This window comes from Gulosibacter massiliensis (genome assembly GCF_900626105.1).
In the GTDB taxonomy this organism is placed as follows: Bacteria; Actinomycetota; Actinomycetes; order Actinomycetales; family Microbacteriaceae; genus Gulosibacter; species Gulosibacter sediminis.
Map to the genome: position 1 here is coordinate 914,103 of NZ_UYZX01000001.1, position 20,867 is coordinate 934,969.

The window sequence follows — 20,867 nt, forward strand, 5'->3', positions numbered from 1 at the left end:
ACGAGATTTGTCACGGAGCCCGATTTAACCGAGGTGCACGAAGTAGTGCGAGCCCCAGTCAATGGTGCCGTAGCGGACGACATCGCCTGCGTACGGAGCGTGCAGCATCGAGTTCGGGCCGGCGTAGAAGCCGATGTGCCCGTCGTAGATCACGAGGTCGCCAGGCTGCGGATCGGTCGTCACGGTGCCCATCGACGCGAGCTGCGCGATCGAGGTCGTAGCGCTGTAGCCCGACTCGTTGAGCACCCAGGCGACGAAGCCTGCGCAATCGAAGCCCGACGGCGTGGTGCCGCCCCAGACATAGGGAGTGCCCATGTACTGCTCGGCGATCGACATGACCGAGCTGCCCGAGGTGCTCGCGGATGCGGTGGCACTCGAGTCGGCGGCGGCCGTGGTGTCATCGGTCGCGGTCTCGCTGGAGCCTTCGGCGCTCACTTCGGTGACCGAGGCCTCGGGCTCCTCGACCTCGGTGGCCGCGGCGGCGGACGACACTGAACCGGCGTCAAACGCCTCGATCTCGGTCAGCTCGCTCGACTCAGCGGCAGGATTGCTCGATTCGGCAGTGGTGTCCTTTTCAGTGTCGTCCGACTTCACGGTGCCGTCGGACTGCTTGAGGGCCTCATTGGCACCAACGCGGGCCAGCAGGTCGGCTTCGTGGTTCGAGCTGTCGGCCACGACGGCACCCTGGCCAACGACCGAGGTAAGACCGACGGCAGCGAGCGCGGTGATGGATGCGGCGGCAGCGAATCCGCCGGCAGTGCGGCGGCGACCGCGGGCGACGAGGGCGGCGGGGCGCTCGGCACGAACGGTGAGCCCGCGTCCATTACGGCTCGACACGGCCGCAGTCTCAGCCTCGGCAGCAAGCTCGGTGGGGATCACCGAGAGCAGCGCGGCCATTTCATTGCGATCGATGCGACCGGTGTCCCACACGTTCGACGTGCTGGGGCACGGGGAGACGGTCGTCGACGCGACGGGCCGGACGCCAGTGCGGCGCTCGATCTCGCGGGCTTCCCGACGAGTAAGTGCGCCAGTGGGGGTGGTGTTCTGCAAAGTTTCGACCCTCCGCACCGCGGATGCTCCCCCGCCCACCGAGATCTAGGTGAGAAGTACTGAGGGGGCGGGTTCGCGGTGCCTCGGTACATCGTGAACGCGAGTGCGTTCGTCGATACACCAACGGTAACGAAAGATCACGAAAATGTCACGGTAATGTACCGAATTTGGATACTTTAGATAACGTTTCCCTGGTCAGAGCCACTTTTCAATTATAACGGCGCGTCTACTCGGCCGTGATATAGACGTGGCGAGCGAGCTGGATCGGCACGTCGACCTTCGTCGACCCTCCCACCGGCGAGAGACGAATGTCGTCGCCGAGATACTCGACCACGACCCGGCTGCCAGGCAGCACGCCCTGCTCCCGAAACATCCGCATCGACTCGAGATCGGCCTGGAGTGGCTCGCCGAGGCGGCGCACCTCGGCAACATCGCCCGAAGAGATCTCGGCCTGGTCGAGCGAGGCTACGCCTCGAAAAAACTCCACGTCGGGCTGCAGCCCGCAGTCGACCTCCGAAGGGATCGGCGTGCCGTACGGTGACTCGGTCGGCTCCCCCAGCAGCTTGTAGATGCGTTCCTCGGCCTCGTCACTCATGACGTGCTCCCACCGACAGGCCTCGTCGTGCACGATGGCGAGGTCGAGGCCGATCACGTTCGCCAGCAGCGACTCGGCGATGCGGTGCTTGCGCAGCACCCGAATCGCTTTTTCCCGACCCGTCGTGGTGAGCACGAGTCGTCGGTCTGCGGCTACTTCAACGAGGCCATCGCGCTCCATGCGCGCAATCGTCTGCGACACCGTTGGCCCCGAGTGTCCCAGTCGCTCCGAAATTCGGGCACGCAGCGGCGTGATGTCCTCTTCTTCGAGGTCAAGAATCGTTCGGAGGTACATCTCCGTTGTGTCCACCAGGTTCGACACCATGCACCCCCTTCCGCTGTTCGCAAGGCACGTTATTCAAATATATCGGCTCTGCCCTGATGCGATGCGCAGGCTCACGCCGCACGTAGTCTTATTGTCATGACAGACATGCGCATCCCCGTCGATCTTCTGCCCGCAGACGGCCGTTTCGGCTCGGGCCCCTCGAGGATCCGCGAAGCGCAGCTCGACGAACTCGTGGCCCGCGGCCGCGACGTGCTCGGCACCTCGCACCGCCAGGCGCCGGTGAAACAGTTGGTGGCATCGGTGCGCGCACAGCTCGCCGAGCTCTACGCCCTGCCCGACGGTTACGAGGTCGTACTCGGTAACGGCGGGTCGACGGCGTTTTGGGACGCGGCGGCATTCGGGCTGATCGAAACGCGCGCACAGGTCGCATCGTTCGGCGAGTTCGGCGGCAAGTTCGCGAAGGCGGCAGCGGCACCTTGGCTGCAAGCGCCGGATGTTCGGCAAGCGCCGGGCGGCGAGGTCGCGCTGCTCGAGGCTGCCGAGGGCATCGACCTCTATGCGACGCCCCACAACGAGACGTCGACGGGCGCGATGATCACCCCGAAGCGGGTCGATGCGCCGGGCGCACTCACGATGATCGACGCGACGAGCTCCGCCGGCGGCACCGAAACCTCGCCCGCCGAATGGGACGTCTACTACTTCGCCCCGCAGAAGAACTTCGGCAGCGACGGCGGCCTCTGGTTCGCCCTGATGAGCCCGGCCGCGATCGAGCGCATCGACCGCGTTGGCGCATCCGGGCGGTACATCCCCGAGTCGTTGAGCCTGACGCAGGCCGTGGCGAACTCGCGCAAGGAGCAGACGCTGAACACGCCTGCGGTCGCGACGCTCTCGCTGCTCGACTCGCAGCTGCGCTGGATGCTTGAGTTCGGCGGACTGCCCGCCTTGTCGGCGCGTACGAAGGCCTCGAGCGACTACATCTACACCTGGGCCGAAGGGCGCGACTGGGTCACCCCGTTCGTGCAGCGGCCCGAGTACCGCTCGCAGGTCGTCGCGACACTCGACCTCGCGCCCGAGGTCGACAGCGCACAGCTCCGCGCGATTCTGCGCGAGAACGGCGTCGTCGACATCGACCCGTACCGCAAGCTGGGCCGCAACCAGCTTCGAGTCGGCACGTTTGCATCCGTGCCGACCTCCGATGTTGAGCGCCTCGCCGCCGCGATCGATTACGTCGCCGAGCGCCTCTAGCTAGGAACTCCGGCGGCGACGGCGACGCCGAGTGCGGCGCTGTGTCCGCGCCGAGGACTTGCCGCGCGAGCTGCGGAGCTCTTCCGACTCGGCGTCGGCGTCGGCGGCCCCGGGTTCGGGTTCTTCGCCCTCGTCATCGAGATCCTCGCCGTCGTCCTCGTCAACGAGCTTGCCGCTGCGGTCGTGCGTCGCGCGGAACTCGGCCAGACGCTCGGCCCACGGAATCCACGCGGGCGCGAGCAGGGCATCCTCACCGGGCAGCAGGTCGCACTCGAGCACCGTGGGCTCGTCGTCGTCGACCTGCGTCGTCCAGACGGTCCAAAACCAGTCCGGGTGGCCGGGCACGGCCGAAGCGAAGCGAAGCGTGCGTACGCCCTCCTCGTTGGGCTCGCTCATCGAAATGAGCTCGCCAATCTGCTCGGCGGGTGCGACCTCACCTAGCGCGACGAGCGCGAGCTGGGTCAGCGCGTCAGGCATCGAAGTCATCCGCAACGCGGCGCAGCATGGCCGCAATCTTGGCGCCGGTCGCGCCCTCAGGGTATTTGCCGTGGCGCAGTTGCCCGGCCGAGCGGTCGAGCACCTTGATGAGGTCTTCGACCACGATCGCCATGTCATCGGCCGACTTGCGCTTCATGCGCGTCACCGACGCGGGCGCCTCCACAACACGCACCGACAGGGCCTGCGGGCCCCGACGACCGTCCGCGATGCCGTACTCGAGCTTGGTGCCGGCCCGCAACTGCGTCACGTCGGCGGGCAGCGCGGTGACGTGGAGGAAGACTTCCTGTCCGTCGTCGCCCTGCACGAACCCAAAGCCCTTGTCGGCGTCATAAAACTTGACCTTGCCCGTTGGCATGGCACATCTCCTTGTGCAGCGCAGTCGCGGCTGCGTCGAATCGAACGAACCCCTATTCTACCGACGCCCGCGGTGGCTTAGGCTTGTTCGGTGACCAAGTCCCAGAACCAGGCTCCGGTGGGTCGCGGCGAGCGCGTTCTCGCCAACGCCACCGCGACGCTCGCGATCGTGGCATTCATCTGCCTCCTCGCCGTGCTCATCGCCCCGCTGATGGGCGTCGATTTCGCAACCGACGCGACGTGGTTCTGGCCCGTGGCGTTGCTCGTCGCCTGGTGGGGCTTCCCCATCGCCCTCATCGGCGTCACCGCGGTGATCGTCTGGCGCATCATCGCGAACCGCAGGTACAAGTGACTCAAGTCCCCGACTCGCTACGAATTCTCGCTGCACTCCGACAGCTTGATGAGTCGGGGTTTGTCCGTTTGCTGCGCGCACGGCGGGTGCCGACGCGCGGGCTGACCGACCCGATCGACCTTGCCGAGTGGCTCTGCGACGACGCGAATGTCACGAGCGGTCTTCGCCGCCTGCACTGGCGGCTGCTGCGCGGACTGCGACTCGGGCACGAGAGTGCCCTCGAGGCCGCCGCCCGGCTACAGCTCGCGGTGCGCGGCGACCACATCGAGCTGTTGCCGCACGCACGAGCCGAACTCGAGCGCCTGCTGCCCGAAGTGCCCACTTACACCGACGCGCTCGCGCACGACGCCCCCAGCGGCAGTGACCGCGCCCAGGAGGGCGCCCAACTTGCGCTCGACGCGCTCTGGCAATTGGATGCGCGCCGCCGAGCCGTGCAGCACGCGCGCACCGGCGTTCGGCTTAGCGCGATCGAGCTGCGGCGTCTCGCCGTCGAGCTCGAGCGCCCGGTCGAGGTCGTTTCCGCCGTGTACGCCTGGCTCGCCCACGCCGAGCTCATTGGTCCCGCCGGTGAGATCTGGGCGCCCACCGCATCCGGCCGCGAATTCTCCTCTCGCCCGATCGAGCAGCGGTGGCTGACGCTCGCGCAGGCGTGGCTGGCCGAACTCTCGCTCGACGAGGTGCGCGAGGCGACTTGGCTGCGCGACCCCGAGCATCCGGCGGTTGCGCTCGGCCTCGCCGACGCCGCACACGGCTCACTCACGAAGCTCGGCGCGCTCGTGCTCGACGGGCGCGCGGACGACGCCCGAGACCTCCTCGCCGGCGAACTCACGCCGCCAGTGCACGGCGTCTACGTGCAGCCCGACCAAACCATCATCGCGCCGGGCCCGCTCAGCGCCGCCGACGATGCCGCTTTGCGCGGGGTCGCCGACCTCGAACACCGCGCCCTCGCGAGCCAGTTTCGGCTGACCCAGGCCTCGATCGAGCGAGCCCTGCTCGCTGGCGACACGCTCGCCGGCATCCGCGGGCAGCTCGAGCGACTCTCGCTCACGGGCATCCCGCAGCCGGTCGCCTACCTGCTCGAGTCGAGCGCCGAACGCTTCGGCCGGGTGCGCGTGCGTGCGCACGTTGACGATCTGGGCCGCATCAGCTCGCGAGTGCGCGCCGAGTCGCCGCAGCTGCTCGATACCCTGCGCATCGACACCGCGCTGAGTTCGCTCGCCCTGCGCCCGGCCGACTCTGAGCTCGCCTCGGCCGCGAGCCCCGAAACCACGCTGCTCACGCTCATCGAGGCGCGCTACCCGGCGGCGCTCGAGGATCTCGACGGCGAACTGCGTCGCGGCGTCGACCCGGTCACGGCCCCCGTATACCGGCCGGACCCGAGCGCGACCCTGCGCGCCGCCGCGGCCGCCCTCGCCGAACACACCGCGGGCGAACCCGAGCGCGACGACGAGGCGACCTGGCTGCGCCGGCGGCTCGAGCTGGCGCGCCGCGATCGGGCTGAGCTCCGCCTCGAGATCGCGCTCGGCGGCGATCGAACCGCGCAGCTCGAACTCGTGCCGATTTCGGTCACCGAGCAGCGGCTGCGGGCCCGCGATACCGAAGCCGAGGTCGAGCGCACGGTTCCGCTTCGCGCGATCGTCGCGGTCGAGGGCACCCGGGTCGCCGAACGCGACTAAACTTGCAGGTTATGGCTGACGGACCCCTCATCGTTCAAAGCGACCGCACGGTGCTGCTCGAAGTCGCGCACCCAGACGCGGATGCGGCTCGTCACGAACTCGCGGTGTTTGCCGAACTCGAGCGGGCCCCCGAGCACATCCACACGTATCGAATTACGCGGCTCGGCCTCTGGAACGCTCGGGCGGCCGGTCACGACGCCGACGAGATGCTCGGCACGCTGAACCGGTACGCGAAGTTCCCGGTGCCCGACGCCGTCGCGATCGACCTCCGCGAGACCGTGAACCGCTACGGCCGCCTCACGGTCGACCGTGACGATGACGGTGGGCTCGTGCTGCGCAGCAACGACGAATCGGTGCTGCGGCAGGTCTCGTCAAACAAGAAGATCGCGCCACTGCTGCACGGCGAGCTCGCGCCGGGCGTGATGCGGGTCGAGGACTGGGCACGCGGCGAGCTCAAGCAGCAGCTCGTCAAGCTCGGCTGGCCGGCAGAAGACCTCGCGGGCTACACGCCGGGCACGCCCCACGAGATCGACCTCAATGAGGACGGCTGGAGCCTGCGTGACTACCAGCGCGACGCGGTCGACCACTTCTTCACCGGTGGCTCGGGCGTCGTCGTGCTCCCCTGCGGCGCGGGCAAGACCATCGTCGGCGCCGGCGCGATGGCGGCGGCCGACACGAACACCCTGATTCTCGTGACGAACACCGTCTCGGCGCGCCAGTGGCGCAGCGAGCTGCTCGCCCGCACCTCACTCACCGAGGACGAGATCGGCGAGTACTCGGGCGAGGTGAAAGAGGTCAAGCCGGTCACGATCGCCACCTATCAGATCCTCACCGCGAAGCGGAAGGGCCAGTACGCGCACCTGTCGCTGCTCAACGCGCTCGATTGGGGCCTCATCGTCTACGACGAGGTACACCTGCTCCCGGCCCCTGTGTTCAAGCTCACGGCCGAGCTGCAGGCGCGCCGCCGCCTCGGCCTTACCGCGACCCTCGTGCGCGAGGACGGCCGCGAGGGCGACGTGTTCTCACTCATTGGCCCGAAGCGCTTCGACGCGCCCTGGAAAGAGATCGAGGCGCAGGGGTACATCTCGCCCGCCGAGTGCTTCGAGGTGCGCGTCGACCTACCCTACGAGGCCCGCATGGAGTACGCCGGCGCGAGCGACGAAGACCGCTACCGCATCGCGGCGAGCGCCGAGGTGAAGCACGATGTCGCCCGCCGGCTCGTGCAAAAGCACGCGGGCGAGCGCATCCTGATCATCGGCCAGTATCTCGACCAGCTCGACGCGATCGCCGAGGAGCTCCACGCACCGAAGGTGACCGGCCAGACACCGGTCGCCGAGCGCGAGGAGCTGTTCAACGCCTTCCGCTCAGGTGCTGAGCCGATCCTCGTCGTATCCAAGGTCGCCAACTTCTCGGTCGATCTGCCGGATGCCTCGGTGGCGGTACAAATCTCAGGCTCGTACGGTTCGCGACAGGAGGAGGCCCAGCGCCTCGGTCGCCTCCTGCGCCCGTCGTCATCGGGCGTCACCGCGTCGTTCTACACCGTGGTGGCGCGCGACACTGTTGACCAGGACTTCGCGCAGAACCGACAGCGTTTCCTTGCCGAGCAGGGGTATTCCTACTCCATCCTCGACGCGGACGACATCACCGCAAGCTAGGAGCATCATGGCGTTCACCCACCTCGGATTCATCCACCTCGTCCCCTTTGCACGCGACGCCCCGCGCGCCGGGTTCGAGGATGCGATCGACCTGTTCCGCTTCGCCGACGAGCTCGGCCTCGACTCGGGCTGGCTGCGCACGCGCCACATGCAGTACGGCGTGCCCTCGCCCGCGGTGCTCTTCGGCGCCCTCGCGCGTGAAACAACGCACCTCGGGCTCGGCAACGCCGTGATTCCGGTCGAGTTCGAGAACCCGTTCCGGCTCGCGGAGGACCTCGCGACGGCGGATGTGCTCACCGGCGGCCGCGTGTTGCCCGGTCTCAGCGTGCACCCGCCCCGCTACGAGGAGGCGACGAACGACCTCGTCTTCGACACCGGTTGGCGCGAGGAAGACTACGGCTACGGCCGCATCGAGCGGCTCCGGTCGTTGCTGCGCGGCGAGCCGGTGCGCGAGCTCGAGGCGTACTCGGGCTTCGGCGGCGACTTTGACTCGGAGCGCGTCGAGCCGCACTCCGAGGGGCTCGCGGAGCGGCTCTGGTACGGCGGCGGCTCGCTGAAGTCGGCCGCGTGGGCGGGCGAGGCGGGCCTGAACTGGCTCGTGAGCAACATCTCCTCGTCCGAGAACGGCGTCACCAACTTCTCCGCAGCGCAGCGCAACCAGATCGACGCCTATCGCGACGCTGGCGGCTCGCGTGTCACGGTCGCCCGCGTCATCGTGCCCACCGACGGGGCGACGGATGCGCAGGTCGAGAAATACCGCGCGTACGCCGAGGGCCGCAACCCGCGCACCGAGGGCATCGTCGGCCGCAATACGATCATCGCGAAGGATGTGCTCGGCTCGCTCGACGACATTCTCGAGTTCGTCGCGAACGACGCCGCGATTCAGGCGGCCGACGACCTCCTGTTCGAGCTGCCGTTCGAGATGGAGCTCGCCGACTGGAAGCAGATGCTCGAGCAGCTCGCGACGCGCGTCGGCCCAGCGCTCGGCTGGTCGCCGAAGCGCTAGGTCGCGGCCGGCTAGTTCGCCTGACGGAAGGCGAGCAGTTCCCCGTGCGTCATGATGAACATGGCGTCGGGGTCACTGCCCCACGCCTGCCACGCGTGCGAGATGGCCTCAAGCTCATCTTGGCCCGCAAGCTCGCGCTCGAGCACCTCCTCGGTGAAGCGCGACGTGAGCGCCCGCTTCTGCCAGAGCTTGCCCCACCACGCGCAGGTCTCCTCGTCGGCGTACGTCCAGGTCGAGGCGCCGAGCTTGATGTTCTCGAGCGCCGCGGCCCGCGCCCACGCGCGCAGGTGACGCGCCGCATCCGGCGTCGCCTCGTTCGCATGCGCGACCGCGAGGTAGAGCTCGCGCCACCGGTCGAGCTCGCGCGGCTGCGGGTACCACGACATCTCGGCGTAGTCGGCGTCGCGCGCGGCGAGGACGCCTCCGGGGGCGAGCACGCGCCACATCTCGCGGAGCGCGGCGACCGGATCGGTGAGGTGCTGGAGCACCTGGTGGGCGTGCACGACGTCGAAGCTGCCGTCGTCATAGGGCAGCGCCATGACGTCGGCCGCCTCGAAGCGAGTGCGGTCGTCGCCACGCCTCGAGGCCTCAGTTCGCCCGAGCTCGAGCGTCTCCTCGAACAGTTCGAGGCCCGTCACCTGTCCGCTCGGTCCGACCAGCGCGGCGAGGTCGAGCGTGATGGTCGCTGGGCCGCAGCCGACGTCGAGCACGCGCATCCCCTCCCGCAAATGTGGCAGCAGATAACCGCAGGAATTCTCAGCGGTGCGAACGGTGTGCGATGCGAGCACCGAGGGTGCGTGTCCGTGCAGATAACGAGCCATGCGCTCCAAGATATCGACACATAACTTCCGCATAACCGCGCATCAGACGGCATTCAGCAAGCTCGCGCCAAAATAGCTGCATGACTGATGCTGGACCAAAAATCCTGGTGGTAGACGACGAGCCGAACATTCGCGAGCTGCTCTCGACGAGCCTTCGCTTTGCAGGGTTCATGGTGCGCACGGTAGGCAACGGCGCGGGCGCGATTGCGGCCGTCATTGACGAGGAGCCCGACCTGATCGTGCTCGACGTCATGCTGCCCGACATGTCCGGCTTCGCCGTGACCAAGCGCCTTCGTGCCTCTGGGTACGTGTCGCCGATCCTCTTCCTCACTGCCAAGGACGACACCGACGACAAGATCGAAGGCCTCAACTCGGGCGGCGACGACTACGTCACCAAACCCTTTAGCCTCGACGAGATCGTCGCCCGCATCAAGGCTATTCTTCGCCGCACGATGCACACCGAAGAGGAGGCCGTCATTCGAGTCGGCGACCTCACGATGGACCAGGACACGCACGAGGTGTTCATCAACGACGAGCCGGTGGACCTCTCCCCCACCGAGTTCAAGCTGCTGCGCTACCTCATGCTCAACCCGAACCGAGTGCTGTCGAAGTCGCAGATCCTCGACCACGTGTGGGAGTACGACTTCAACGGTGACGCGGGCATCGTCGAGTCCTACATCTCGTACCTGCGCCGCAAGCTCGACGCGCACACGTCGGAGTCGCTGATTCAGACGAAGCGTGGCTTCGGCTACATGCTCAAGGTTCCCGGGGTCAAGGCGTAACTCGTTTGACCTCCGGCCCCTCGCGGTGGGATCAGTTTTCCCTCCGAAACCAGCTCACGATCGTCAACGTGGTGCTGCTCGCCCTCTCTCTGGTGATTGCGGGCAGCGGCACCACGTTGCTGCTGCGACCCACGCTCGTGGGGCAGCTCGACGCGAGCCTACGTTCGATCGCCGCCGACCCGACGCTCGTGCTCGGCGGCGACGCGAGCACGGGCGAGTTCGGTTTCGAGAACATCCGCACGGCGCCGCAGCCGTACTACGTCGCGGTCGTCGATGACTCGGGCCAGGTCATGGTCGACAACTGGGAGTGGCAGCCGCGTTCAGTGGCGCCCGACCTGTCGACCATGGAGCTCAAGTTCGACAGCAATAGCGGCGCTGGCTTCGCGATCTACGAGCTGAAGGATGGGCTCGGCGCGCCCTGGCGCGCGGTGGTGGTTCCGGAAGACCAATACAACTCGAACCAGGTGTTCGGCACACTCATCGTCGCGATGCCGATGTCGAGCGTCAACGCGACGATGGCGAGCTTCCTCGCCATCTTCTTCGGCTTCGGCCTCTCGGTGCTCATCTTCGCGGCCGTGCTCACCCGCATGCTCGTCTCAGCGACACTGCGGCCGCTGCGTAAGGTCGAGTCAACCGCCATGAACTTCGCGGCCGGTGACTACGACCAGCGCCTGCCCGAGGCCACCCCGAACACCGAGGTGGGCCGGCTCTCGCGCTCGCTGAACTCGATGCTCGGGCAGATCGACTCGGCGCTGAATGAGCGAGATAGGACGATCAGCCAGATGCGCCGGTTTGTCGGCGATGCCTCGCACGAGCTGCGCACGCCACTGGTCACCGTGCGCGGCTACGCCGAGCTCTACCGCATGGGCGCGCTCGACGAGCCGACCAAGGTCGGCCAGGCAATGGACCGCATCGAGGGCGAGGCAAAGCGCATGGGCGGCCTGGTGGAAGACCTGCTGCAGCTCGCGCGACTCGACGAGAACCGCGAGATGGCGAAGGATGTGCTCGACCTCGAGCCGCTCGTCGAGGATGCGGCGATGGACACCCGCGCGCAGGCGCCCGACCGCACCATCCGCGTGCATCCGACGGTGCTCGTCGCTGATGAGGATCACCCGTACCGGCCCGAGGAGACGGCGTTCACCGACCTGCCGGTCGAGACGGATGCCCCCACCGAACCCGAGCCCGACACCGATGCACCCGAACCCGTCAAGGGCACCACGCGTGGCCGCCTGGCCCGCGTTCTACGCCTGCGACGACGCTCCTCGCCGGGGGGCCCGAGCGAGCAGCCCGACGCGACCGCCGAGACAGCAAGCGAACCGCTCGAGGGCGGCGAAGAGTTCGCGTCGGACGACGACGTGCCCGCCATGATCTATGGCAACAGCGACAAGGTGCGCCAGGCCATCCAGAACATCGTCGGCAACGCCCTGCGTTACACTCCCGAGGGCACGCCCATCGAGCTCGGGGTCGTCATCGACGTGACCCGCGAGCGCGCCATCGTCGAGATAATCGACCACGGCGACGGCATCCCCGAACAGAGCCGAGCGCAGATCTTCCAGCGATTCTGGCGCGCCGACACCTCGCGTACGCGCGACACCGGCGGCACAGGCCTCGGCCTCGCCATCGTGTCGGCGATCCTACAGACGCACGAGGGCACGGTCGACGTGGTCGAGACTCCCGGTGGCGGTGCCACATTCCGCCTGAGCTTCCCCCTGCTCATGGCGCCACCTGTGGATGAAGAGCCCTCCACAGAATCGTGACATAGAGCCCGGCGCGCAAAACGCCGGGCTCTACCTTTGGGGCCGTGCCTCGCATGAACCAAGGATGTGGGGCCGCAGGAAGGGAGCCCCACATGGCAAAGTTCACCGTCGACAGCGAAATCATTCAGAGCGCGGTCTCGACGGTGCAGGCCGACATCGAGTCGGTCCGCACCGCCGCCAATCAGCTCACAACGCACCTCACGAGCCTGCAGGGCTCGTGGCAGGGCCAGGCACAGGCCCAGTTCCAGAGCGTCGTCGACCAATGGAAGTCGACCCAGGGCCAGGTCGAGACGTCGATCGAGCAGATCAATCAGGCGCTCTCCTCGGCGGGCGTCCACTACGGCAACACCGAGAACGATGTGATTCGCCTGTTCACCGTCTAACAACGGCGAAGGCGGGCGACTCATAGGAGTCGCCCGCCTTCGCGGTATCAGTTGGTGCCAGGGACTAGAAGTCCATGCCACCCGTGGGGTCACCAGCAGCAGCGGCGCCAGCCGGCTGCGGCTTGTCGGCGACAACAGCCTCGGTGGTGAGGAACAGGCCGGCGATCGACGCAGCGTTCTGCAGCGCCGAGCGGGTCACCTTCACCGGGTCGAGGATGCCCTCGGCGATCATGTCGACGTACTCACCCGTCGCAGCGTTGAGGCCGTGACCGGTCTCGAGGCCGCGGACCTTCTCGGCCACAACTCCCGGCTCGAGGCCAGCGTTGAGGGCGATCTGCTTGAGCGCGGCGTCAAGGCTCGACTTGACGATCGCGGCACCGGTCGCCTCGTCAGCAACGAGGTCGAGGGCGTCGATGGCCGAGCCCGACTGGGTCAGCGCAACGCCACCACCAGCGACGATGCCCTCTTCAACCGCAGCCTTCGCGTTGCGGACAGCGTCCTCAATGCGGTGCTTGCGCTCCTTGAGCTCGACCTCGGTGGCCGCGCCCGACTTGATGACGGCAACGCCACCGGCAAGCTTGGCGAGGCGCTCCTGAAGCTTCTCGCGGTCGTAGTCGGAGTCGGTGTTCTGGATCTCCTGCTTGATCTGCGCGACGCGACCCTCGATCTGCGCGGCTTCGCCAGCGCCCTCAACGATGGTGGTCTCATCCTTCGAGATGATGACCTTGCGTGCGCGACCGAGCATGTCGAGGTTCGTGTTCTCGAGCTTGAGGCCGACCTCTTCCGAGATGACCTGGCCGCCGGTGAGGATCGCGATGTCCTGGAGCATCGCCTTGCGACGGTCGCCGAAGCCGGGAGCCTTGACGGCGACCGACTTGAAGATGCCGCGGATCTTGTTGAGCACGAGGGTCGCGAGTGCTTCGCCCTCGACGTCCTCGGCGATGATGAGGAGCTGTTTGCCAGCCTGCATCACTTTGTCAACGACGGGAAGGAGGTCCTTCACGTTCGAGATCTTGCTGTTGACGATGAGGATGTACGGGTCTTCGAACACCGCTTCCTGGCGGTCGGTGTCGGTGACGAAGTACTGCGACAGGTAGCCCTTGTCGAAGCGCATACCCTCGGTGAGCTCCAGGGTGGTCTCGAAGGTGTTCGACTCTTCGACGGTCACGACGCCTTCGCGGCCGACCTTGTCGATCGCCTCGGCGATGAGCTGACCAATGTGCGGGTCAGCGGCCGAGATCGACGCGGTCGCGGCGATGTGTCCCTTGCTCGAGACCTCGACGGCCGAGTTGAGCAGGTGCTCGACGACGGCGGCGACGGCCTTGTCAATGCCACGGCGGACCGAAATGGGGTCGGCGCCGGCAGCAACATTGCGCAGGCCTTCCTTCACGAGGGCCTGGGCGAGCACGGTTGCGGTGGTCGTACCGTCACCGGCGACGTCATCAGTCTTCTTCGCGACCTCCTTGACGAGCTCCGCACCGATCTTCTCGTACGGGTCCTCAAGCTCGATTTCCTTTGCGATCGAGACACCATCGTTCGTGATGGTGGGGGCGCCCCACTTCTTCTCGAGCACAACGTTGCGGCCGCGCGGGCCGAGGGTCACCTTGACGGTGTCAGCGAGCGTGTTCAGGCCACGCTCGAGACCGCGACGAGCCTCTTCATCAAAGGCGATCATCTTCGACATAAATGTGTCGTCCTTTCAGGACCTGAGTGGTCTTCGGATTAGCACTCAGTGTCGTGGAGTGCTAATACCAATGTTGGCACTCCCACCCTGAGAGTGCAAGGAGAGTCCGCCTAGAGCGAGCGCACATGCTCGGCCTGCGGCCCCTTGTCACCCTGCGTCACCTCAAACTCGACCGCCTGGTTCTCCTGCAGAGTGCGGAAACCATTCATGTCGATCGAGCGATAGTGCACGAAAACTTCCTGTGCGGGGGTGGTGTCACCATCAACGGTGATGAACCCAAAACCCTTTTCTGCGTCGAACCATTTCACGATGCCGGTAGCCATAGCGGCACCCTAGGTGGCAAGCGCAACCGGCACGTGAAATTCGCGTGACGGGAAGGGCAACGAGGCCGTTATAGCAGCGCGTCGGCTGCGTCTGCGCCAAGAATCACGACGAGCGTGCCCTCAGCGGCGATATTCGGGTCGACCGAGATCTCGCCGAAGCCGAGCGTCTCCTGCGCGCCCAGCGCCGCGCCGCGCTGGTCTTCGCTCGCGACGACAATGCTCGTAGTCTGGTAGTCGAAGCTGTCGGCGTCGGCGACCGTGCCGACGGTCCAGCCGCCGCTCGTCATGGCCTCCGAGCCCGCGGTCGCGAGGCCGGGCGTGCCGATGCCGTTGAGCACCGTGACGCTGAGCGATGCATCCACCGTCGCGGTGGGGCCCGTCTCGGTCGGCGTCGGGGTCGCTTCGGCGGTGCTCGACTCGGTCGGCGACGTCGTCTCTTCTTGCCCGCCCATGTCGGCGGTGAACTGCACCTGGTTGTCAATCGCCCACATCACGCCGACGCCGATGCCGACGAGCAGCACGAACGCGATGATCGCCACGATCCACGACATGAACTTCGACGCCCAGGTTCGCGGTGCGCGGTGTGCCCCGCGGCGCTTGAGCGTGCGGGGGAAGTCGTCGAAGCGATCCTTGGGGTACTTCACGTGTGCTGAATCTTCCTGCAGGGGTGGGGCTAGTTGCGGCCGTCGACCGTGCCGAATCGGTGCGCTCGACGTGCCTCGCGCATCCGCCGGAGCCGGTGCACAAGCATCGGATACGCGACGAGCGCCGAGGGCGACTCAATGAGCGTACCGAGAATCTGATAATAGCGAGCCGTGGAATAGCCGAACTGGGCGCGAATCGCGTCCTCTTTCGCCCGTCCATGGCAAGGATGCTCCGCCTCGAACTCGAGCAGGGCTCGGTCTTCGTCGTGGAGTGGCGGCGGGCTCGACTGGCGCAGCGCGCCTGCGGCTTCGGGCATATTCGCCTCCTCAGTGGTGTTGAACTAAAAGCGGAATGCTCGCCCCGAGCCTACGCGCGCTCGGGCGCTTTGCCCTCGCGGCGCGCGTACACTTGCCTATCCAGGAGGTCCCATGTCGTACGAAGTTGAACGCACTGACGCACAGTGGCGCGAGGTGCTCAACCCGCAGGAATTCCAGGTGCTGCGACAGGCCGGCACCGAGCGGGCATTCACCGGTGCGCTGCTCAACGAGGAACGTCCGGGTACCTACACGTGTCGCGCCTGCGGCAACGAGCTCTTCAACGCGACGACGAAGTTCGACGCGGGGTGCGGCTGGCCCAGCTTCTGGGAGCCGCTGCGTGAGGGCGCCGTGGAGTATCTCGAAGACAACACGCTCGGCATGCGCCGCGTCGAGGTTCGCTGCGCGAAGTGCGGTTCGCACCTCGGGCACGTGTTCCCCGACGGTTACGGCACCCCCACGGGCGACCGGTTCTGCATGAACTCGGTCAGCCTGGAGTTCGTGCCCGCTACTGCTTAACGAGCGAGAGCTCGAACTCGAGCGTGATCTTGTCGCTGACGAGCACGCCGCCCGAGTCGAGCGGGGTGTTCCAGCGGACGTCCCAGTCGCGGCGGTCAATGCGTCGCGAGCCTTCGAGGCCCGCGCGCGTTGCGCCCATCGGGTCGTGCTCGACGCCCATGAGCTCGAGCGGGATCGACGTCTGACGGGTAATGCCGCGGATCGTCAGGTCGCCCGTGATGATGAACTGATTGTCGCCGATCTCGTCAATCGAGCTCGAGACGAACGTGATCTGCGGGAACTCGCCGACGTTGAGGAAGTCAGGGCTGCGCAGGTGATCGTCGCGCTCCGGCTGGCGAGTGTCAATGCTCGCGGCCTCGATCGTGACCTGCACGCTCGACTCGCCAAGGTTCTCGGCGTTGATGCTGGCCTGGCCCTGCACGTTGTTGAACGCGCCGCGAACGCGCGACACCATGGCGTGGCGGGTCGAGAACCCGACGCGGGAGTGGGCGTTGTCGATCTGCCAAGTACCGGCAAGCTGCGGATCAATTGCCATGTGCTGGCTCCTTTACTGGGTGCGGTGGTAGCGACTCACCTTAACCCTGCGAAGTCGTGGAGCCGCCTATCGGGTTCGAACCGATGACCTTCTGTTTACAAGACAGATGCTCTACCAGCTGAGCTAAGGCGGCAACAGCATCCCATACTACGGGGTGATGGGATGCTGCGGTAACGAGCTAGATGGCCGTGTAGCCGCCGTCAATGAGGTAGTAGCCACCGGTCACGAACGAGGCGTCCTCGCTGAGCAGGAAGCGCACCACCTTGGCGACCTCCTCGGGCTCACCGAGGCGACCGAGCGGGTGCTTGGCGGCGAGCGCGTTGTACATCTCGTCGGGCATCTGCTTGAGCAGGGGCGTGTTGATGTAGGCAGGGCCGACCGAGTTGATGCGCAGGCCCTGCGCGCCGTACTCGGCGGCGGCGTTCTTCGTGAGCCCGACAACGCCGTGCTTCGCGGCGGTGTAAGCGCCGTTGCCGAGGGCCGCGACGGTCCCGTGAATCGAGGCCATGTTGACGATGGCGCTCTCGGCGGCGCCGGCCTCGAGCATGGCGGGGATCTGGAAGCGCATGCCGTAGAGCACGCCGTTGAGGTTGATGTCGATGACGCGGTCCCAGTCGTCGAGGTCGACCTGACCGGCGGGGGCATTCGCGCCGCCGATGCCCGCGTTGTTCACGGCGTAGTTGAGTTTGCCGTAGGTCTCGATCGCGAACGCGACCGACTTCTCGCTGTCTTCCTTCACCGCGGTGTTCGCGACGAAGGCAGCGGCGGTTCCCCCGGCGCCGGTGATCTCCTCAACGACGCGGTTCGCGCCGTCCTCGTTGATGTCGGAAACGACGACCTTGACGCCCTGCGCGGCGAGCTCCTTCGCGATGGCTTCGCCGATGCCTGAGCCGGCTCCGGTGACCAATGCGACGCGACCTGCAAATGACATGAATATGACCCCTTTTGTTCTCGATGGGAGGTCTGCTCATCGTGGCACCGCGCGCTGAACGACACCCGACTACGATTGCTCGGTATGGCCGCAGTTACCTTCGCGAGTGTCTCGCGCCGCTTCCCCGGCGCCACCCGAAACGCCGTTGACGATCTCAGCATCGAGATTGCCGACGGCGAGTTCTTGGTGTTGGTGGGTCCCTCGGGCTGTGGCAAGACGACGACGCTCCGGATGCTCGCGGGTCTCGACCCGGTCGACGACGGCCGCATTCTCATCGGCGACGACGAGGTGACAAACGTCGCGCCGAAGGATCGCGACATCGCGATGGTTTTCCAGAACTACGCGCTCTACCCGCACCTCACGGTCGAGCAGAACATGGGCTTCGGCCTCAAGACGCGCGGCGTCTCGAAGGCCGAGCGCAACGAGAAGGTGCGCGAGGCGGCCAAGCTGCTCGACCTCGAGCCCCTGCTGCACCGCCGACCCTCGGAGCTCTCGGGCGGCCAGCGCCAGCGCGTGGCGATGGGACGCGCCATCGTGCGCGAGCCCCAGGTCTTCCTCATGGATGAGCCGCTCTCGAACCTCGACGCGAAGCTGCGAGTGCAAACGCGAGCGCAGATCGCCTCGCTGCAGCGCCGGCTCGGCACCACGACGGTGTACGTGACGCACGACCAGACCGAGGCGATGACCATGGGCACGCGCATCGCGGTGCTCAACGAGGGCAAGCTGCAGCAGCTCGGCACGCCGCAGGAGCTCTACGACCGCCCCGTAAACGAGTTCGTCGCGAGCTTCATCGGCACACCGGCGATGAACCTCTGGACCGAAAACGGTGAACGCGTCGGCATCCGCGCCGAGGATCTCCGTCTCACGAACGAGGGCGGAATCCCGGCGCGCGTCACGCTCGTCGAGGAGCTTGGCTCCGACGGCTACCTGTTCTGCTCCGGCGAGATCGCGGGTGAAGAGATCCAACTCGTCGCGCGCGTTGACGGCCGCGACCACCCGCAGATCGGTGATGAGGTACGCCTCGAGGCGAACCGGCAGCGCTTGCACCGGTTCCGCCTCGACGACGGCACTCGCCTCAACTAGAGCAATGCTTCCTTCGCCTCGGCGGCGGCCGCGCGCAGCTTCGAAATCTCGTAGCAGGTGACGGACGCGGCGATGCCCGCGTTGAGCGACTCGGTTGCCGCGTCGATCGGAATCGACACGATCGCGTCGCACTGCTCGGCGACAAGGCGCGAAATTCCTTTGCCCTCCGAACCGACGACGACGAGCAGCGGCGAGGTCGCGAGGTCGAGTCCGGGAAGCTCGACGTCACCGTCGCCATCGAGGCCGATGACGAAAACGCCCTGCTGCTTGAGCGACTTGATCGTGTTCGTGAGGTTGCTCGCGAGCGCGACCGGCAGGCGCGCGGCCGCGCCCGCCGAGGTGCGCCACGCGGTCGCGGTCATACCTGCGGCCCGTCGCTGGGGAACGATGACACCGTGACCGCCGAATGCGGCGACCGAACGGATGATTGCACCGAGGTTCCGGGGGTCGGTGATGCCGTCCAGCGCCACGAACAGCGGCACATCGCCGCGCGAGATCACGCGCTCGGTGAGCTCGACCGGGTCGGAGTACTCGTACGGCGGAACCTTGAGCGCGACGCCCTGGTGCACGGCGTCGAACGGCACCATCCGGTCGAGCTCTTGGCGGGTCACCTCGAGCATGGGAATCTGTCGCTTCGCCGCGAGCTGAATGATCTCCTTAATACGGTCATCCACCTCGATGTTCTGCGCGACGTACAAAGTCGTGGCAGGAATCTCGGCGCGCAGTGCCTCGACGGCCGCGTTGCGACCGGTCACCATCTCAGCGTCATTTTGTCCGCTCGACGACGCACGGCGCTGCCGCTGCTGCGGGCGCGCCTGGCGGTTCTTCGCGTCGGCGGCCTGCTTGCGCCGGCGGTCCTTCGCCCAGTGACGGTCCTCCGCCCGCGGCGTTGGACCCTTACCCTCGAGGGCCTTGCGGCCGAGGCCGCCGGTGCCCTTCGCGGGGCCCTTCTTCTGTGACTTAGTCATTCGTTCACGCTCCAGTGTGGTCCTTGCGGGCTGTCTTCAATCGTGATGCCGGCCGCGGCGAGTCCGTCGCGGATCCGGTCGGCGGCGGCCCAGTCTTTGGCTGTGCGCGCCGCGGTGCGCTGTTCGAGTAGTTCGCCGACGAGCTTGTCAAGCACGGGCTCAAGCGACGCACCCGCGTTGTCCTGCGCCCATTCGTCGGCGAGCGGATCGAGGCCGAGGATGTCGAGCATCCCGCGCACGAGCGCCACCGACGCCCTCACTCCCTCGGTGTCCCCCGCCGAGACCCCGTTGTTGCCCTCGGAGACGGTGTCGAAGATGACGGCAAGCGCCTGCGGCACCGAGAAGTCGTCGCGCAAGTGCGCCTCGAATGCCTCCGGGAGCTCGGCCGCCGCGTCCACCTCCCCAACGAGGCGCGTCGCACGCTCGAGGAAGTTCTCGATGCGCGAGAACGCGGCCTCCGCCTCGTCGTAGGCGCTGTCACCCGCCTCGATCGTCGAGCGATAGTGGCCGGTGCCGAGCAGGTACCGCACGACGATGGGCCGGCGCGTGTGCACCAGCTCGGTCGCCGAGATGGTGTTGCCGACCGACTTCGACATCTTCGTGCCGCCGAGCGAGACGAGACCGTTGTGCAGCCAGTACTGCGCGAAGTCGTCGCCCGCGGCCTTCGACTGCGCGAGTTCGTTTTCGTGGTGAGGGAAGCGCAGGTCGCGGCCGCCGCCGTGAATGTCGAAGGCGGGGCCGAGATACTTCGTCGACATCGCCGAGCATTCGATGTGCCAGCCCGGGCGCCCCTCGCCCCAGGGCGACGCCCACGCCGCAGAGGCGGGCTCGTCGGCCTTGCGCCCCTTCCAGAGCGCGAAGTCGGTCGCATTGCGCTTCGCGCGCGCGGGGCCGTCCGCGGCGTCGACCATGTCGGCCGGCCGCTGATGCGTGAGTTCGCCGTAGGCCGGCCAGCTCGCGGTGTCGAAGTAGACGTCGCCCGAGCCGTCGTTCACGGCGTAGGCGTGGCCCCGCTCGATGAGGCGGGAGATGAGCTCCTGTATTTCAGGAATTACCCCCGTCGCGCGGGGTTCGTACGTCGGCGGCAGGATGCGCAGCGCGCCATAGACTTCGCCGAACTCGCGCTCGACGCGGTACGCCAATGCCCACCAGGGTTCCTCCGGCGTCGCGTTCGCGAGCGTCTTGTCGTCGATGTCGGTCACGTTACGCACGAGGGTCACGCGGTACCCTTCGTGCGTGAACCAACGGCGAATCTGGTCATAGATGAGCGCCGAGCGCAGGTGCCCGAGATGGGGTCCCGACTGCACCGTCGGGCCGCAGACGTACAGCGATACCTCGCCCGGGCGGAGCGGAGCAAAGTCGACGAGCGATTGCAGTCGAGTGTCGTAAAGGCGCTGAGTCACGCC

23 protein-coding genes and 1 tRNA gene are annotated in these 20,867 nt (G+C 66.9%); 10 read left to right on the plus strand and 14 right to left on the minus strand.

The window, feature by feature from the left end; genetic code table 11:
• Positions 1–24 precede the first annotated feature (24 nt).
• Positions 25–1,050, minus strand: coding sequence for a C40 family peptidase (locus EJL01_RS04415; protein WP_125106420.1), 1,026 nt, complete (start codon positions 1,048–1,050; stop codon positions 25–27).
• Positions 1,051–1,276: 226 nt separating this feature from the next.
• The gene (locus EJL01_RS04420; RefSeq protein WP_125107402.1) at positions 1,277–1,966 is read right to left on the minus strand and encodes a metal-dependent transcriptional regulator; all 690 of its coding nucleotides are present in this window, start codon (positions 1,964–1,966) and stop codon (positions 1,277–1,279) included.
• A 99-nt stretch (positions 1,967–2,065) separates the two neighbouring features.
• Here EJL01_RS04420 and serC point away from each other — a divergent pair, with 99 nt between their 5' ends.
• Positions 2,066–3,175 (plus strand): phosphoserine transaminase, encoded by a 1,110-nt coding sequence (gene serC, locus EJL01_RS04425; protein ID WP_125106421.1) that lies wholly within the window; start codon positions 2,066–2,068, stop codon positions 3,173–3,175.
• Here serC and EJL01_RS04430 read toward each other — a convergent pair whose 3' ends face one another.
• Positions 3,176–3,652 carry a DUF3027 domain-containing protein gene (locus EJL01_RS04430; RefSeq protein WP_235988276.1) on the minus strand — a complete coding sequence of 159 codons (477 nt, stop codon included), beginning with the start codon at positions 3,650–3,652 and terminating at the stop codon, positions 3,176–3,178.
• A complete protein-coding gene (locus tag EJL01_RS04435; protein WP_125106423.1) occupies positions 3,645–4,028 on the minus strand; it encodes a cold-shock protein in 384 nt (127 codons plus the stop codon). The genes EJL01_RS04430 and EJL01_RS04435 overlap by 8 nt, the downstream gene beginning before the upstream one ends.
• Positions 4,029–4,118: 90 nt before the next feature.
• Here EJL01_RS04435 and EJL01_RS12940 point away from each other — a divergent pair, with 90 nt between their 5' ends.
• The 4 genes from EJL01_RS12940 to EJL01_RS04450 all read left to right on the plus strand — a co-directional run bounded on the left by EJL01_RS12940 (position 4,119) and on the right by EJL01_RS04450 (position 8,716).
• Positions 4,119–4,379, plus strand: coding sequence for a hypothetical protein (locus EJL01_RS12940; RefSeq protein ID WP_164509715.1), 261 nt, complete (start codon positions 4,119–4,121; stop codon positions 4,377–4,379).
• 68 nt (positions 4,380–4,447) lie between these two features.
• Positions 4,448–6,055 (plus strand): helicase-associated domain-containing protein, encoded by a 1,608-nt coding sequence (locus tag EJL01_RS04440; protein ID WP_164509716.1) that lies wholly within the window; start codon positions 4,448–4,450, stop codon positions 6,053–6,055.
• 11 nt (positions 6,056–6,066) lie between these two features.
• Positions 6,067–7,710 carry a DNA repair helicase XPB gene (locus EJL01_RS04445; RefSeq protein ID WP_125106425.1) on the plus strand — a complete coding sequence of 548 codons (1,644 nt, stop codon included), beginning with the start codon at positions 6,067–6,069 and terminating at the stop codon, positions 7,708–7,710.
• A 7-nt stretch (positions 7,711–7,717) separates the two neighbouring features.
• Positions 7,718–8,716 carry an LLM class flavin-dependent oxidoreductase gene (locus EJL01_RS04450; protein WP_125106426.1) on the plus strand — a complete coding sequence of 333 codons (999 nt, stop codon included), beginning with the start codon at positions 7,718–7,720 and terminating at the stop codon, positions 8,714–8,716.
• An 11-nt stretch (positions 8,717–8,727) separates the two neighbouring features.
• Here the strand turns inward: EJL01_RS04450 and EJL01_RS04455 are convergent, their stop codons facing one another.
• A complete protein-coding gene (locus EJL01_RS04455) occupies positions 8,728–9,537 on the minus strand; it encodes a class I SAM-dependent methyltransferase (RefSeq protein WP_125106427.1) in 810 nt (269 codons plus the stop codon).
• Positions 9,538–9,617: 80 nt separating this feature from the next.
• Here EJL01_RS04455 and EJL01_RS04460 point away from each other — a divergent pair, with 80 nt between their 5' ends.
• The 3 genes from EJL01_RS04460 to EJL01_RS04470 all read left to right on the plus strand — a co-directional run bounded on the left by EJL01_RS04460 (position 9,618) and on the right by EJL01_RS04470 (position 12,459).
• On the plus strand, positions 9,618–10,319 hold the full coding sequence (locus EJL01_RS04460; protein WP_125106428.1) for a response regulator transcription factor: 702 nt from the start codon (positions 9,618–9,620) through the stop codon (positions 10,317–10,319).
• A gap of 5 nt (positions 10,320–10,324) precedes the next feature.
• Complete coding sequence (locus EJL01_RS04465) at positions 10,325–12,076, plus strand: sensor histidine kinase (protein WP_125106429.1); 1,752 nt, start codon at positions 10,325–10,327, stop codon at positions 12,074–12,076.
• 92 nt (positions 12,077–12,168) lie between these two features.
• Positions 12,169–12,459 carry a WXG100 family type VII secretion target gene (locus tag EJL01_RS04470; RefSeq protein ID WP_125106430.1) on the plus strand — a complete coding sequence of 97 codons (291 nt, stop codon included), beginning with the start codon at positions 12,169–12,171 and terminating at the stop codon, positions 12,457–12,459.
• Between the two features lie 64 nt (positions 12,460–12,523).
• Here the strand turns inward: EJL01_RS04470 and groL are convergent, their stop codons facing one another.
• The 4 genes from groL to EJL01_RS04490 form a co-directional block, all read right to left on the minus strand.
• Positions 12,524–14,143, minus strand: a complete 1,620-nt coding sequence (gene groL, locus EJL01_RS04475; protein WP_125106431.1) for a chaperonin GroEL — start codon at positions 14,141–14,143, stop codon at positions 12,524–12,526.
• A 110-nt stretch (positions 14,144–14,253) separates the two neighbouring features.
• Positions 14,254–14,466 (minus strand): cold-shock protein, encoded by a 213-nt coding sequence (locus EJL01_RS04480; RefSeq protein ID WP_125106432.1) that lies wholly within the window; start codon positions 14,464–14,466, stop codon positions 14,254–14,256.
• Positions 14,467–14,534: 68 nt separating this feature from the next.
• Positions 14,535–15,110: a LytR C-terminal domain-containing protein gene (locus tag EJL01_RS04485; protein ID WP_125106433.1), complete on the minus strand. Its 576-nt coding sequence runs from the start codon at positions 15,108–15,110 to the stop codon at positions 14,535–14,537.
• Between the two features lie 29 nt (positions 15,111–15,139).
• Positions 15,140–15,427 carry a DUF3263 domain-containing protein gene (locus tag EJL01_RS04490; RefSeq protein ID WP_125106434.1) on the minus strand — a complete coding sequence of 96 codons (288 nt, stop codon included), beginning with the start codon at positions 15,425–15,427 and terminating at the stop codon, positions 15,140–15,142.
• 112 nt (positions 15,428–15,539) lie between these two features.
• Here EJL01_RS04490 and msrB point away from each other — a divergent pair, with 112 nt between their 5' ends.
• Positions 15,540–15,944, plus strand: a complete 405-nt coding sequence (gene msrB / locus EJL01_RS04495; protein ID WP_125106435.1) for a peptide-methionine (R)-S-oxide reductase MsrB — start codon at positions 15,540–15,542, stop codon at positions 15,942–15,944.
• Here msrB and EJL01_RS04500 read toward each other — a convergent pair.
• The 3 genes from EJL01_RS04500 to EJL01_RS04510 form a co-directional block, all read right to left on the minus strand.
• Entirely contained in the window at positions 15,934–16,479 is a 546-nt protein-coding gene (locus EJL01_RS04500) for a YceI family protein (RefSeq protein ID WP_125106436.1), read from the minus strand. The genes msrB and EJL01_RS04500 overlap by 11 nt on opposite strands.
• A 57-nt stretch (positions 16,480–16,536) precedes the next feature.
• Positions 16,537–16,612, minus strand: a tRNA-Thr gene (locus EJL01_RS04505).
• A gap of 45 nt (positions 16,613–16,657) precedes the next feature.
• Positions 16,658–17,410, minus strand: coding sequence for an SDR family NAD(P)-dependent oxidoreductase (locus EJL01_RS04510; protein ID WP_125106437.1), 753 nt, complete (start codon positions 17,408–17,410; stop codon positions 16,658–16,660).
• A gap of 84 nt (positions 17,411–17,494) precedes the next feature.
• Between EJL01_RS04510 and EJL01_RS04515 the strand changes: the two genes are divergently transcribed.
• Positions 17,495–18,493: an ABC transporter ATP-binding protein gene (locus EJL01_RS04515; protein ID WP_125106438.1), complete on the plus strand. Its 999-nt coding sequence runs from the start codon at positions 17,495–17,497 to the stop codon at positions 18,491–18,493.
• Here the strand turns inward: EJL01_RS04515 and rlmB are convergent.
• Both rlmB and cysS read right to left on the minus strand, forming a co-directional pair.
• On the minus strand, positions 18,490–19,461 hold the full coding sequence (gene rlmB / locus EJL01_RS04520) for a 23S rRNA (guanosine(2251)-2'-O)-methyltransferase RlmB (RefSeq protein WP_125106439.1): 972 nt from the start codon (positions 19,459–19,461) through the stop codon (positions 18,490–18,492). The two genes, EJL01_RS04515 and rlmB, sit on opposite strands and share 4 nt — an antisense overlap.
• Entirely contained in the window at positions 19,458–20,864 is a 1,407-nt protein-coding gene (gene cysS / locus EJL01_RS04525; RefSeq protein ID WP_125106440.1) for a cysteine--tRNA ligase, read from the minus strand. The genes rlmB and cysS overlap by 4 nt, the downstream gene beginning before the upstream one ends.
• Positions 20,865–20,867: the final 3 nt, after the last annotated feature.

What these genes read in the sequence shown, in the direction of transcription:
- serC (WP_125106421.1), top strand. Translation starts at nt 2,066, where the DNA reads ATGACAGACATGCGCATCCCCGTCGATCTTCTGCCCGCAGACGGCCGT.
- EJL01_RS04430 (WP_235988276.1), bottom strand. Translation starts at nt 3,652, where the DNA reads ATGCCTGACGCGCTGACCCAGCTCGCGCTCGTCGCGCTAGGTGAGGTC.
- EJL01_RS04435 (WP_125106423.1), bottom strand. Translation starts at nt 4,028, where the DNA reads ATGCCAACGGGCAAGGTCAAGTTTTATGACGCCGACAAGGGCTTTGGG.
- EJL01_RS04445 (WP_125106425.1), top strand. Translation starts at nt 6,067, where the DNA reads ATGGCTGACGGACCCCTCATCGTTCAAAGCGACCGCACGGTGCTGCTC.
- EJL01_RS04450 (WP_125106426.1), top strand. Translation starts at nt 7,718, where the DNA reads ATGGCGTTCACCCACCTCGGATTCATCCACCTCGTCCCCTTTGCACGC.
- EJL01_RS04455 (WP_125106427.1), bottom strand. Translation starts at nt 9,537, where the DNA reads ATGGCTCGTTATCTGCACGGACACGCACCCTCGGTGCTCGCATCGCAC.
- EJL01_RS04460 (WP_125106428.1), top strand. Translation starts at nt 9,618, where the DNA reads ATGACTGATGCTGGACCAAAAATCCTGGTGGTAGACGACGAGCCGAAC.
- EJL01_RS04470 (WP_125106430.1), top strand. Translation starts at nt 12,169, where the DNA reads ATGGCAAAGTTCACCGTCGACAGCGAAATCATTCAGAGCGCGGTCTCG.
- groL (WP_125106431.1), bottom strand. Translation starts at nt 14,143, where the DNA reads ATGTCGAAGATGATCGCCTTTGATGAAGAGGCTCGTCGCGGTCTCGAG.
- EJL01_RS04480 (WP_125106432.1), bottom strand. Translation starts at nt 14,466, where the DNA reads ATGGCTACCGGCATCGTGAAATGGTTCGACGCAGAAAAGGGTTTTGGG.
- EJL01_RS04490 (WP_125106434.1), bottom strand. Translation starts at nt 15,427, where the DNA reads ATGCCCGAAGCCGCAGGCGCGCTGCGCCAGTCGAGCCCGCCGCCACTC.
- msrB (WP_125106435.1), top strand. Translation starts at nt 15,540, where the DNA reads ATGTCGTACGAAGTTGAACGCACTGACGCACAGTGGCGCGAGGTGCTC.
- EJL01_RS04500 (WP_125106436.1), bottom strand. Translation starts at nt 16,479, where the DNA reads ATGGCAATTGATCCGCAGCTTGCCGGTACTTGGCAGATCGACAACGCC.
- EJL01_RS04510 (WP_125106437.1), bottom strand. Translation starts at nt 17,410, where the DNA reads ATGTCATTTGCAGGTCGCGTCGCATTGGTCACCGGAGCCGGCTCAGGC.
- EJL01_RS04515 (WP_125106438.1), top strand. Translation starts at nt 17,495, where the DNA reads ATGGCCGCAGTTACCTTCGCGAGTGTCTCGCGCCGCTTCCCCGGCGCC.
- rlmB (WP_125106439.1), bottom strand. Translation starts at nt 19,461, where the DNA reads ATGACTAAGTCACAGAAGAAGGGCCCCGCGAAGGGCACCGGCGGCCTC.